The sequence below is a fragment of the Arenibacter certesii DSM 19833 genome, from assembly GCF_000429545.1.
GTDB classification, from domain to species: Bacteria; Bacteroidota; Bacteroidia; order Flavobacteriales; family Flavobacteriaceae; genus Arenibacter; species Arenibacter certesii.
On the sequence record NZ_AUCB01000020.1, the window covers coordinates 78959 to 93414 of the forward strand.

Annotated in this window: 9 protein-coding genes; 3 read left to right on the forward strand and 6 right to left on the reverse strand. The window is 38.3% G+C overall.

The window, feature by feature from the left end:
• Window positions 1–141: 141 nt before the first annotated feature.
• The 5 genes from G466_RS0111710 to G466_RS0111730 all read right to left on the reverse strand — a co-directional run bounded on the left by G466_RS0111710 (window position 142) and on the right by G466_RS0111730 (window position 5916).
• Window positions 142–558, reverse strand: a complete 417-nt coding sequence (locus G466_RS0111710; protein ID WP_026813835.1) for an HYC_CC_PP family protein — start codon at window positions 556–558, stop codon at window positions 142–144.
• 139 nt (window positions 559–697) lie between these two features.
• Complete coding sequence (locus G466_RS0111715) at window positions 698–1804, reverse strand: ABC transporter ATP-binding protein (RefSeq protein ID WP_026813836.1); 1107 nt, start codon at window positions 1802–1804, stop codon at window positions 698–700.
• A gap of 111 nt (window positions 1805–1915) precedes the next feature.
• Complete coding sequence (locus tag G466_RS0111720; protein ID WP_026813837.1) at window positions 1916–3541, reverse strand: ABC transporter permease; 1626 nt, start codon at window positions 3539–3541, stop codon at window positions 1916–1918.
• 148 nt (window positions 3542–3689) lie between these two features.
• On the reverse strand, window positions 3690–4721 hold the full coding sequence (locus G466_RS0111725) for a Fe(3+) ABC transporter substrate-binding protein (protein ID WP_026813838.1): 1032 nt from the start codon (window positions 4719–4721) through the stop codon (window positions 3690–3692).
• Window positions 4722–5025: 304 nt separating this feature from the next.
• Window positions 5026–5916, reverse strand: coding sequence for an EamA family transporter (locus G466_RS0111730; RefSeq protein ID WP_026813839.1), 891 nt, complete (start codon window positions 5914–5916; stop codon window positions 5026–5028).
• 410 nt (window positions 5917–6326) lie between these two features.
• Here G466_RS0111730 and G466_RS21910 point away from each other — a divergent pair, with 410 nt between their 5' ends.
• Window positions 6327–7868 (forward strand): pyruvate kinase, encoded by a 1542-nt coding sequence (locus G466_RS21910; protein WP_051315630.1) that lies wholly within the window; start codon window positions 6327–6329, stop codon window positions 7866–7868.
• Between the two features lie 59 nt (window positions 7869–7927).
• Here G466_RS21910 and G466_RS0111740 read toward each other — a convergent pair whose 3' ends face one another.
• Window positions 7928–8500 carry a sugar O-acetyltransferase gene (locus G466_RS0111740; protein WP_026813840.1) on the reverse strand — a complete coding sequence of 191 codons (573 nt, stop codon included), beginning with the start codon at window positions 8498–8500 and terminating at the stop codon, window positions 7928–7930.
• Between the two features lie 443 nt (window positions 8501–8943).
• On the opposite strand from G466_RS0111740, the gene G466_RS0111745 reads away from it, so the two are divergent.
• Together G466_RS0111745 and G466_RS0111750 are read left to right on the forward strand one after the other, a co-directional pair.
• Window positions 8944–11955: a SusC/RagA family TonB-linked outer membrane protein gene (locus G466_RS0111745; protein WP_051315631.1), complete on the forward strand. Its 3012-nt coding sequence runs from the start codon at window positions 8944–8946 to the stop codon at window positions 11953–11955.
• Between the two features lie 15 nt (window positions 11956–11970).
• The gene (locus tag G466_RS0111750; RefSeq protein WP_026813842.1) at window positions 11971–13566 is read left to right on the forward strand and encodes a RagB/SusD family nutrient uptake outer membrane protein; all 1596 of its coding nucleotides are present in this window, start codon (window positions 11971–11973) and stop codon (window positions 13564–13566) included.
• Window positions 13567–14456 lie beyond the last annotated feature (890 nt).

The following is a 14456-nucleotide window of genomic DNA, read 5'->3' on the forward strand; positions in this document are numbered from 1 at the left end:
ATTGAGTGTTAAACAGTGAAACATTGGTTAAATTCCTGATACATCAGAAAATTAATGACAACGAAATAAACCCAAAATGGAAGTTACCATAGGGCATAATTCTCCTTCCCGATAACTATCGGAATCGGAAACTGTTTTAAATCAAATTAAATACGTCTCGTGAAGCTTCTGTATATCCCGTATGAGAAAAGGAGGATTATAATTCCTAAAAGGAACTATATTTTTATCCAGATCTTCAAAAAGGTTTATATAAGTGTAGAAAAAAGTGGCAACAAAGGCTTGTTGCTCAAAAGATACTTTATCAAATGATAACTTAAGATTATCCTGCCCTTCAACAACTATTTGCTTATCTGAACAACAAGATTGCTCAGGAACCACCGTTTCGCAATCATTCTCTGATTGTGGTATTTCCATACCGCAGGTATGCGCGTTTTGGGCCAACGAGAAATCCACTAACGTCTCTCCACAATAATGCATATCCAAAGTGAACGACATAGTGGTAAATAACACTAAGGTCGCCATAGCTACGGATAACATTTTATGGAAAAATGATTTCATGACGTGGCAAAGCTATAAAATAAATCCATAGGTAGCTGATTTTGCATTTAAATCCAATGAATTTTATCGATTTTTTGGGAGTAACTGTTAAAAAACTAGTAAAATCAACTTTCTAGTATACCTAAATAATGATCCTTACCTAAAACAGTTCCTCAGAATCGGTTTCTTTTACTTTAAAGTTTTTAAGTTTAAATCGTACTATATCTCCTGGCTTCCATGTTTGCACCGCGGACCTCAACAAAATACGTTGGGTATCTTCCAAAGCTCCCTTTTCACAATCATTGGCACAGCTAGTACATCGGTTACAACATACTTTTAACTGCATATGATCCCCTAGGTACATGCACTGCTCAACCATCCCACAAAGATGTGGTTCCTCTGCATTACAAAAATCGGTTTCCTCTGCCCTAAAAAATAAATTCACCTTATCCTTATTTACAGATAAAGGACAGTCTTTGGGTCCCGATACAAATCCGAAGGGAGTTTTAAAACCACCCGGTTCAACGGTTGCCACAACGTTATTAGATTTCCCAAAAAGCTCTGCAACATAAGAAGAGTTAGGGTCATTATATAACGCATCAGGAGTATCGATCTGCAATAATTTCCCGTTAAGCATTACCGCAATTTTATCGGCTGTTGAAAAAGCATCTTTCGTATCATGGGTTACTAAAATAGCGGTGATTCCCATGGCTTTGATTATCTGTCTAACTTCCTCGCGAACTTGATCGCGCAGAATAGTATCTAGATTACTGAATGGCTCATCCATCAACAACAGCTCTGGTCGAGGCGCAAGTGCTCTCGCTAATGCAACTCGCTGCTGCTGTCCCCCAGAAAGTTGATGGGGATATTTTTTAACGTCCTCCTTTAAACCTGTAAGGTTGATAGTGTCGTGAACCCGTTGTTCCACCTCTTTTTTATTGAGACCTTTTAATCCGAATGCCACATTCTCAAAAATGGTTAGGTGTGGGAACAAGGCATAATCTTGAAAAACCATACCCGTTTTTCGTTTATTAGCAGGTAAGGATTTACGACCACTGACAATAACTTCTCCACCCAATTGAATAATTCCGGAATCTGGATGTTCTAGTCCTGCGATTAACCTTAATAAGGTTGTTTTCCCTGAACCACTTTCACCAACAAGTGCCAATATCTCCCCTTTTTCCAATGAAAAAGAAACATCCTCCACCGCATTGGTGTCAGCATTACGATATCGCTTACTAATATTGTTTATTTCAATAATCGCCATGTTCATTCGTTTTATTTGCTTTTGCAGTCCGATTAGAAAGAACACTGTCTTAAATATCGTTTTACATTAAAAGCTATTATCACTCCTTCTCCCCCATCCATCTCTCAAGTCCTATTCTTTCCTACTTATCATACTATTTAGCACTATAATTGGTATCACCCCGGTTAAAACTACAACAAGGGAAGCGTTTGCCGATTCTGCTATCATCTCATTTGTCGCCATATCAAAAGCTTTAGTCGCTAGTGTATGGAAATTGAATGGTCGTAAAATTAACGTTAGTGGTAATTCCTTTAATATATCTACAAAAGCTAACAATACTGCTCCCGCTATGCTGTACTTAATCAAAGGTAGGTCTATTTTCCACAAGGTCCTTAAAGGGGAAGCTCCTAATGATCTTGCTACCTCGTTTACAGAGGCCCCAGTTTTCTGGAATCCTGCGTCAATAGCATTATATCCAACTGCCATAAACCTAACTATATACGCCACGACTAAGATAAACAATGTTCCTGATAAAATCATCCCTACATTTTCTGATAGCAACCAGTTGATTTTCCGATCTAATCCCATCATGGGGATCATTACACCAACTGCAATAACCGCACCAGGGATGGCATAACCTAAGGAAGCGGTCCGTGCAATATGTTTGGTCCACCACAAGGGACTTAGGCGGATGGTATATAGCAAAAATATGGCAATAATTGCAATAGCCACTGCAGCACCTATTGCCAAGGAAAAACTCCTAAAAATTAATATTCCGAATTCAGAATCTACCACATTACGCCAGGTAAGGGAAACCCAGTAGAACAGTTGTGATAAGGGTAATATAAAACTGATCAATAAGACGGTCAGGCACAGCCCTGTATACAACCATTGAGTACTTTTATGTTTGGGCCAGATCCTAATTGCCGGTTTGGTATCGGCATTACCAGAATTCCAGTTCCGACTCCCTCTTTGGAAATTCTCCAACCAGATCAATATTAAAACTATCACGGTTAAAATAGCAGAGAGATAAATAGCGGTATTAATATCCCCAAAGGAAAACCAGGCTCTAAATATTCCAGAGGTAAAGGTATCCACCCCAAAATATTTAACTGTACCATAATCATTTAAAACTTCCATTCCCACCAACGCAATCCCTCCAGCTACCGCAGGTCTAGCCATTGGAAGCGCTATCTTGGCAAACATCTGCATGCGATTACTTCCTAAAAGAAATGCCGCCTCTTGCATGGCGCTGGATTGTCGCATAAAAGACGCCCTACAAATTACATATACATAGGGAAACAGACTTATTGAAAGAATAAATACAGCTCCTGGCATATTCATGATATCAACTATAGGCCCCTTGAATGTTATATCGAAGTTATTCCTCAAAAAAGCCTGTATTGGACCAGTATACTCCAGGATTCCCACATAGCTATAACCCATCATATAAGAGGGAAAAGCAAGGGGAAGAATTAATAGCCACTCAAAATACTTGCGCCCGGGAAAGTTATACACTGATACCAACCACGCCATACTTACCCCTATTATAAAGGTAAATACGCCTACCCCCAGCAATAAAAGGAAGGAGTTGATGAAGTAAGAAGGCAATAAAGTTGATGAAATATGCCCCCAATGCTCCCCAGGTTTATCGAAGAGCTTAATTAAAATGGTGAATATTGGAGTTAAGACCAGAAGCAATATAACAATTGCCCCGCCTGTCCATTTATTCCACCAATAGGTGGTTTTTTTTGCCATTTAATTACTCGATTCATTGTTTTGGATCCCGTTTGGAATCCAAAACATTTAAACTATTAGCTACTGATTAAGTCAATCCTACCTCGCTAAAAAAGGAATAAAACTACTTCGCTACTTTCTTTCCATGACTTAAATCTTATTTCCCAATTTATTTCCAGCCAGCCTCGTCAAAAATCATAACGGCCCTGCTATTATATTCTCCTAGCTTATAAAGCTCTACGGGATCTGTCTTAAAATCACCCCAGGTTTTTAAAATAGAAGCCTTTGTAGCTTTTGGATTAATAGGATATTCATAGTTTAAGTTTGCCAAAGTCTGCTGTGCTTTTTCATCTGACAGAAACTCCATCAGCTTAACGGCGTTCTCTTTATTGGGTGCATGTTTGGCCACCCCTATCCCGCTAACATTAATGTGGGTACCTCTGCCGTCTTGATTTGGAAAAATAATGCCAACACTTTCTCCAGCCTTGCGCTCTTCTACATTTTCATCGTTCAACAACAATCCTATGTAATAGGTATTTACCACTGCAATATCGCCTTCCCCAGAAGCTACTGCCTTAACTTGATCTCTATCACTACCTTTGGGGTTTCTAGCCATATTGGCTACTACCCCCTCTGCCCACTCCTTGGCCTTTTCTTCACCATCTGCCAAAATTATGGAAGCCATCAAAGATTGGTTATAAACATTTTCGGAGGAACGGATTACTATTTTACCTTTCCATTTTGGATCTGCTAAATCTTCATACGTTTTAATTTCTTCTGGATTCACCCTGTCTTTAGCATAGGCAATAATCCTTGCTCTATAAGTTAATCCGTACCAGTGTCCCTCTTTCTCCCTAAACTCAGGCCCAATATTAGTCTCTAAGATTTTAGAACGTATTGGTTGTAACAAATCTTTTGACTGTGCACGATAGAGTCGGCCTGCATCTACCGTAATCAGAATATCTGCATTGGAGTCCTTCCCTTCCGTCTCTAACCGTTGGATAAGTTCATCTGCACTAGCATTTACAATATTGACTTTAATACCGGTCTCTTCAGTAAATTTGGTAAAAAGCTCATCATCGGCCTTATAATGTCTGTGGGTGTACACATTAACCACTTCAGAAGATTTTGACGAATCCCCGCACGCCACAAATAAAGTTATCAGGCTCAGTACAAAACCAAGTTTTAAGGTATTTATCATTTGTTTTGATTTTTAGAACTGCAAAGGTAGGCTTATTTAGACTTATTACAAACAAGAAATGGACATTAGGGAGTAGACGCAGGAGTATATGGAATTGCTAATTAAAACACCCTCCTTACAACATCAATTTGCCCTGGTCATTATATTTTACACCTCTAGCTACACTAGGACAATCTAATTCGCCATCTAAACAAGACCCTATCGAACACAGTCTGAGAATTTTAAGTGTTTTTAACCCCCTAATAGACACGAATGCCCATAGAAAATGGAACGGCCAACTAATTTGTACTTCTGCTATTGCTTACTATCTTTTTTTAAAATTTATCATCACCACTGCGAACAAAATAATTGCAATACCCATCCATTGCAAATTGCTAATTTGCTCGTTTAAAATCCAATAAGCACTTAAAACGGATACCGGAATTTCTAATGCAGCAATAATACTCCCGAGGCCCGTACCTATTTTAGGAAATCCTTTATTAAATAAAAGTGGCGGAAGAATTGTGCCAAAAAGGCCTAGAAAACTACCCCATTTAATAAAGACATTCCAGTTGAATTCCTGTAGAATATGAAAGTTCCAAAATATCACAATCACTATAAACCCTCCGTACACTAAGAATTGCGTACGCACAAGAATAGGGAGTTGCAAACCCACCCTACTGGTAGAAAACATTACCCCTGTAAAGCTCAAAGCGGCTAGAAGGCCATATCCAATCCCTTTTAGATCAAGTTCCACATCGCTCTCAAAAACCTTTGCGGCTAAAAGGGTTCCAACAATTGCCACAAATGCACCTATTACTTTTGCTTTATTGATTAATTCACGGGCCATAAAAAACTCTAGAACCACTCCCATCCAAATCGTCTGCATTAAAAGTATAATCCCAACAGACACAGGCACATATTGAATGGATAAATAATAAAAACTACTGGTAAGCCCTAAGAAGCTTCCAAAGAGCATTAATTTCAGTTTGGTACTTTTATTTCTTCCCGCCCTATCTGATTCTGTAGTTCCAGTTCTTTTTGAGGATATAAAGGCGAGTATGCTCAGTAACAAAACCCCAAACAGATATTGGGAAAAAGCAAGTCCGGCTGTTCCTAAACCCTGGTTATTGGCATATTTCACAAAAGTGGCCAATACCCCATAGCTAGAAGCCCCAAGAGCGATATATAAAACACCTTTTAGATGCGTATTCATTGCTTATGGTTTAAGTTGATTAATGGGTACTTTAGTTATGTACAGCATTCAGCACAGCAAACATAATCAATCAAATAAACACTGCCCCCCTCTTTATTTCTCGTCCTCTCTCTTATGGTAGTGTTATAAGGCATTAATACAGATAGATTATATAACATTTATTGATAAGTCCAGCTTTTGAAGGGGCAGAAGATAAAACTATACCAAACGCTCTTAACCTAATACTGCTTGTTTTAATATCTTCTAACAGAACTTCAATTCCAAACTCGGTTCTTAGCTTTAGGCCCAATAAATTCTATCTCATTTTCCCTATTTATACATTATTAATATTTGTAATTTTAGACCGAAATTGGAACTGAAAATATTCTTAGGGGAAACTCTATTTATAACACGCAATACCCATACTCATTATGGAGCTAGAAAAACTTGAAAACCAACTAGAGGAAATTTACAGTAGACTTTTAGAAAACGAAGAAATTGCCGATGGCATCGCTTCTTCCGTACACCCTCAATATAGGACTAGTTCTAAAAACTTACATCGCTATCTATTACTACGCAGTAAAGATATTAGGGAAATTCAGGAAGGGTTATCGGAATTGGGAATTTCATCATTAGGCAGTGGTGCAGGATATGTATACGATAATGTTTCTGGGGCGTTAAGACTCATAAAATTATTGAACGGTAAATCGTGGAAGAAAAATACCGATATGGAAGCGATAGGCTTTTCGGGCAGTAAAAAACTTTTGGTACAACACGCCAATACCCTTTTTAAATCTGAAAGCGAATCCAGGGATACCGAAATTATGGTAACCATGCCAGATGAAGCTGCTACGAACAAAAACCTAATAAAACGACTTCGAGTGGCAGGGATGGGCATTGCCCGACTCAATCTAAGCCATGGGGAAGAAAAGTTATGGAAAAAAATATTAAAAAACATTAAAAGTGTTGAGAAGGAGTTAGAACTCCCAATCCACATATATATGGACCTACCAGGTCCTAAAATACGGATCAGTTCTATTTACGCACAAGAACTTCCCGGACTACCTTTAGATTCCATGCCCTTTATAAAATTGGACAAGAAATCTAGATTAATGCTTATAAAACCAGATTCTCCTTTATTATCCAAAAAGAAATCGACCAAAGGTATTCCGTTGATCGAAGTCTCACTACCACAGATTATAGATGACCTTAAAGTTGGCCAGCGGGTATTTTTTGATGATGGTACCTTTGAAGCCAAAGTAGAAACATTGAAAAACGACACTGCTACCATAAGGATAAAAAAGGCACATAAGAAAAAACTACGTCCAGGAAAGGGAATTAATTTACCAGACACCAATTTAGATCTTCCCTCCCTTACCCCGGAAGATCTAGAGTTACTACCCTTTGTTACGAAACACGCAGATATGATTGGATATTCCTTTGTAAGAAATGCCGATGATGTTTCCCTTCTTTATAAAGAGCTCCAAGAGTTAGGCGATAAGGATACTGGAGTAATTTTTAAAATAGAGAATAGTACTGCTTTTGATAATCTACCCGCAATACTTTTTAGGGCGATGCAAAGACCAAAAATTGGGGTGATGATTGCGAGGGGTGATTTAGCGGTGGAGATCGGTTTTGAACGTATTTCCGAGGTGCAGAACGAGATACTTTGGTTATGTGAAGCTGCCCAAATTCCTGTTGTATGGGCTACACAAGTTTTGGATACCATGGCGAAAAAGGGAATGGCCACACGAGCAGAAATCTCGGACGCCACCATAAGCGCCCAGGCAGAATGTGTAATGCTAAACAAAGGACCTTTTATTGTGGAGGCTACCAAAACTTTAAAAAATGTTTTGAGGAGAATGGAGGCTCATTCTCAAAAATCAAAGAATACCCTAAGAGCTTTAAAAGTAGCAAAAAAGGGCCTAAAGGATATCCATAAGCAATTTCCAGAGAACCTTGAAGCTAAATAACAATTCAACTATGCCTACTAGAATTAAAGAAATGCAGGCGTAGACAGGTAATTATGTGACTATAACTCTCCTTTTATTTGACAAGGATTTCCGTATGCCAATACATTATCAGGAAGATTTTTGGTCACCACGCTTCCTGCTCCAATAGTTACATTATTTCCTATGGTAACCCCTGGAAAAATCACTGAATTTCCGCCAATCCATACATTATCACCAATAATGACCGGTTGGGCGGAGGTTAAATACCTAACCCTATTTCCGGATTTAATTATTCTTTCAGAACCTTTTAAAGGATGACTTGCCGTGTATATTTGCACATAAGGAGCAATTAATCCGTTTTTTCCAACAACTATTTTATTATTATCTAAGAACATACAATTGGTATTGATAAAAGTATTTTCATCAATGGAGATGTTCTCCCCATAGTCACAATAAAAAGGCGCTTCAATCCACACTCCCGCACCTTTATAATGGAACAATTTAGTTAAAATCCGCTCCCGTTCTTCTAGTAATCTCGATTCTAGACTATTGTATTTCTTTAATAAATTTCGTGCGTTATGATACATTTCTATCAATTCCGGATCTCTAGAATCATACGATTCTCCACCAAGCATTTTCTGTTTTTCAGTCACTAAAAATCTTTTTTTTTATTACCGACAAAATAGGGATACTTATTTATATCAACGATACTTTATAATTATTCTTAAATTTTATTCAGTAGTATTGGGGACCTTTTCCTTCATACTTGCTAAATCAAACGTCAGAAAGTGAGAAATTATCAATTTTCCCACATGATAAATATCTTCCAATACAGTTATATGTTAAATAAATCATTGTTTCGGAGAATCATTTGTTACCATTTGTAATCTTTGTAGGTTTGCGCCGACAGCTAAAAAAACCTCTTAACGTAAGGTTTTTGTAACAAATTAATCACATTTTATAGCCGTTGTTCATCATGAAGCTAAATCATTAAAAACGCGATATACAACTATAATCTTAATACCAACATTTTATTTCAACATCAATTTTATTAACTAATTCGAAACAAACAATTTAAACTAAACATCAATTATTCATGAGAAAAATTTTCTTGTTTTGCTTCCTCTTAGCGGGTAGCTTAAATGTTTTTGCCCAAAACGGGATTACCGTTTCGGGTACGGTTACCGAAAATGGAACCGAAATGCCCATTCCGGGAGCAAGTGTCGTTGAAGTAGGTACAACCAATGGTGTGGTCAGCGATTTTGACGGAAACTACTCCATAAACGTTGCAGAAAATGCTATCCTAGAAATCAGTTTTCTAGGTTATGCCAAACAACAAATATCAGTAAATGGCCAAACAACCATAAACATCACACTATCTGAGGATGCTGAGTTTTTAGATGAGGTGGTAGTAGTAGGATTTGGTACTCAGAAAAAGGTGAACCTTACTGGATCGGTCGCTACTGTAGACAGCAAAATGCTGGAGTCCAGACCAATTACTAGTGTATCTGCCGGACTTTCCGGATTATTACCTGGGGTGTACGTAAACCAATCTTCAGGATTACCTGGTAACGATGGTGGTACCATTAGGATTAGAGGTACAGGAACGCTAAACCAAGCTTCACCTATGGTTCTAATAGACGGTGTAGAAGGCTCATTAAATGACGTTCAGGCAAATGATATAGCCAGTATCTCTGTATTAAAGGATGCTGCTTCCGCTGCTATATATGGTTCCAAAGCAGCTAACGGTGTTATTTTAGTTACTACAAAATCTGGAAAATCTGGGGTGCCTACGGTAACCTATACAGGAGATTTTGGATGGCAAGATCCTACTGTACTTCCAGAATATCTAGGGTCTTACGACTACGCTATGCTATATAACGAAGCTTTAGCCAATAGTGGTAAAGCACCTAGGTTTAGCGACAATGATTTAGAGCTTTTCCGTAATGGCAGTAGCCCATTTACACATCCTAATACAGATTGGCACGACCTTCTATACCAAGGTTCCGGATTTGTGACCACCAATAACTTTGCTGTTTCCGGTGGATCGGAATACACCTCCTATCGCGCCTCCCTGAATTATCAAAATCAGGATGGGATTATAGAACACACAGGCAAAAAAGATTATAACGCAAGGATTAACCTAACCGTTACTCCCAATGACTGGATTACTACTAATCTAAATATGTCGTATAGTCAATTGGATCGTTACGAGCCTAACAATGCCTATGTAGGTGGAGGTTTAGACCAGATTATTAGACAAGCCAATAGGATTGCCCCATGGATACCTTACAAAAACGAAGATGGAACTTATGGAACCATTTCGGATGGTAACCCTATTGCATGGCTAGATATGGGTCCACAGATTAACTACCAACGCAAGACTTTTGTTGGAATAGGTTCTATTCAATTTGATTTATTCGATGGCTTTAACATTAAGGCCACGGCGTCGCATAGAAATGTAGATTCGGGTAATTCTGAATTAAACAAGGAGTTACAATACAACCCTGCTAAATATCATGGACCAACAAAGTTAACCGAAACATTTATAACAAATACACGTAATACATTCGATTTAACAGCTAATTACTCTAAAACATTTAATGGAGATCATAATTTAGATTTGTTGGCAGGCTACCATGCCGAGTCTTACAATTATAAGAATACGTCAGCTTATAGAGAAAACTTCCCTAGCAATGAACTTACCGATTTAAATGCCGGATCAACTAGTGGTATGACAAACTCAGGTTACACCCGTGAATTAAACATGGTGTCTTGGTTTGGTAGAGCTAACTACAACTACATGGGCAAATATTTAGTAGAGGCCAATGTAAGAGCAGATGGTTCTTCACGTTTTGCAAAAGACAACAGAGTGGGAGTATTCCCATCCTTCTCTGCCGGATGGCGTATATCCGAGGAGAACTTCTTTGATGGATTTAAGGACACTATGAGTAATTTGAAAATAAGGGCTTCATGGGGACAGTTAGGTAACCAAGATGCTTTGGACGATTACTACCCAACTATTCCAACCCTCGCCTTAGGCAAAGATTATCCATTTAATAGTATCATTAATTCTGGAGCGGCTATCGTAAATGCAAAAAATGCTTCTTTAATTTGGGAAAAAACAACTTCCTACGGACTTGGTTTTGATGCTACTATATTGAAAAAAATAGATGTTACCATCGATTTGTATAAAAAATTGACCGAGGGTATAATCATGGAAGTTCCTGCTCCTAATGAGTTTGCATTAGGCAAGTTTTTCGATAATGTTGGAAAGCTAGATAACCAAGGAGTTGAACTAAGCGTGAATTACCGCGATCAATTTGGTGATTTCGACTTTCAATTTGGCGGAAACATTGCGTACAACGAAAATGAGTTGGCAAAATTGGCCGGAACAGATCAGGTAATAGACGGAAGAAAAATCAGAAGACTTGGTACACCGCTAGATTCTTGGTTTGGGTATAAAACAGATGGATTATATCAAACCGAGGCAGATATCACTTCATGGCCTACCAATACCATTTACGGGAGTCAATTACAACCAGGAGACCTTCGTTATGTAGATAGCAATGGCGATGGCAAGGTAGATGCTGAAGATAGAGCATTATTAGGTAAATCTATACCTCCAGTAAATTTTGGTTTTAATCTTAGCTTAGGGTATAGGAATTTTGATTTCATGGCGCTCTTCCAAGGTGCTACGGGTGCTTACGGATACATGGATTCTGATGCTATAGGTGCTGTAAACGGAGATGCTCAAAAACCGCTGAAATTGTTTATGGACCGTTGGACCCCAACAAATACCAATACAGATGTACCTCGACTTATAGATAACATTTACGGGCCCAGCATGCCTCAAAACTCAACCACCAGCTATTGGTTGCAAAGTACAGATTATCTAAGGTTGAAAAACCTTCAAATAGGTTATAATGTGCCAACAGATATTTTGGAAGAGTGGAACATATCGCGTCTACGAGTTTATTATAGCGCCCAAAACCTATTCACCCTTACTCCTTATACCAAAGGATGGGATCCAGAAGCTCCTTCCGGAAGAGGTAGTGGATATCCCGTTGTAATGACCAATTCAATCGGAATTAACTTAACATTTTAATTTGATATGCTCAAAATGAGAAAACTTATATATTTACTAGCGATAACCGTTGTATTTAGCGCATGTGACGACTCCTTTTTGGAAACCGCTCCCAATGACGCCCTTTCACCTTCCACTTTTTGGAAGACTAAAAACGATCTAGATTTAGCACTAACCGGTTGCTACAATGAATTTGAAAGTTCTGGAAACATCTTCTATCGTGATGCTGGTTCAGACAACGCATACAACAACTTCCCATGGGAAGGATGGACCAATATTGGAAATGGAATTCTATCAGCGGCCGATCCAGGATCCTCATATTATAACTTTAGCACTATAAATAGGTGTAATGAGTTCTTAGCCAATTGCGATAACGCAACTGCGGTATCAGAAGACGATAGGACCATCTATAAAGCTCAAGCTCGATTCCTTAGAGCTTATAAGTATTATACATTGACCGTAAATTATGGTGATGTACCGTTGATCCTAGAGAATTTTGATCACCCAGAGGAAGCCAAAGTACCGAGAAATTCCCAAGCTGAAGTTCGTACGTTTATTGAGGATGAATTAAAGGACATTATTGATATTCTCCCAGAATCCTACTCCGAGGCAGATCAAGGGAAGGCCACCAAAGGAGCAGCACAGGCCTTATTGATGAGGTATTACCTTTATTTTGGTGAGTATGAAGATGCATTAACGACAGCGAATAGCATTTCTGGGTATTCTTTGTTTCCTTCCTTTGACGGTCTTTTTGACCCATCCAATGAGCAGAATAATGAGGTAATCCTATCGGTACAATATACTCCGGATTTATACAGAACCGATTATACTCCTTATTTACCTAATAGTATTGGTGGATGGTCATCTGTAGTACCTACTCAGTCATTGGTAGATGCCTATGAAATGATCGATGGAAAAACCATTGAAGAAGCAGAATTAGCAGGAGAGTATGACCCAGCTAATCCATATGTTAATAGAGATCCCCGCTTAAGGGCTTCTGTAGTTTATCCAGGACAAATTTTTGCCAATAAAGTTTATCGCTCCATAGAAGAAGACAGCAATGATTATTTTAACAAGGCGGATAATGCGTCTAAGACTGGGTATAACTTTAAGAAGTACACCACCTTCAAGGATTTAAATCCAGATGCTCCACATTGGAATATGGGGAATGACGTATTCATTTTCCGTTATGCCGAAGTATTGCTCACCATAGCAGAAGCAAAAATAGAGTTGAATGAGATAGACAATGAGTTATATGATGCCTTAGACGCTGTTCGTGAAAGAGCTGGTATGCCAAAGGTTAATAGAACGAAGTATGCTACACAATCTAGCCTAAGAGAATTGGTAAGAAATGAAAGAAGGGTAGAGTTCGCTATGGAAGGTCTTCGTAGAGACGATATAATCCGATGGGATATCGCAAAAGAGGTACTTAATGGCGACCTTAAGGGCGCAATGAGAGGTATTGTTCTTGAAACCACGCAGCCAAATGGAGATTATAATGTTTCCATGACCTTACCAGAAAACCTGATCGAGAACCGCTCTTTTGAAGCCCCAAAGAACAATCTATTGCCCATACCACAGAGTGCAATTGATAAGAATCCAAAATTGGCACCCAATAACCCTGGGTACTAATTGATAATTAGCATTGAACAATTACCTACCCAATGGTGCTAACGCAATTACTTGGCACCTTTGGTAAGGAGTAATAAGAAATCCCGAAAAATCAATTTTTCGGGATTTTTTGTTCTTGATCATTACCATGAACTATAGCTACGAGGTAGTATTCTTTACAACTTTCAAAATTCACCAAAAGTGGTGGCCGTCTCTAACGTGTCATTTAATAATACCACCACATTTTATCTACCTAATGGAAGCATCACCCTTATAATGACTAGGAATACAAAGTAGTGGATAATGGCCTATGTTCTTCTAAAAAGCTTGGAGTTAATCAACTTTAAGTTATCGAGATCGTTTTCTGAGTGAACAGACCCAATTTAATAAACTAGTTTTAAACCTAACATTTTACCACAACAACAAGTCAAGTTTTTTAGATCTAACCTAATTAAGTTACCTCCCCATTATTTCATTGATGATAAAGACAAATAAATGAGCCTTAGCATGTAGCATAAAAATAACCTTATCACGTATCCCAGTTGGTGTTGGTTCATAGCAGCCTTAAAGTAATGGAATGAAACTTAACGAACAGTCTATTTAATTTTGTAAATTACCTAAAAGCTATTCAAAAATAAAACAATGTTACATACACTACACCCAATACTACTGCAATTACCAATAGGCACGAGAAATCCCGATGACAATAGCCCTTTAGACCTTACAAACACTTTTGATGTTATTGTATATATTATATTACCCATTCTTCTAATCGTCTTCTATATCCTTTGGAGGAGGATGAAAAACAGAGATAAGAATTAGAGCGTGTACCTATCTCTCATAGGATTGGCTGCGCCCTTCCCTACAAAGCTCCGCTTTGAAAACCACAAAAAGTTGTGCTGCGACAAGCT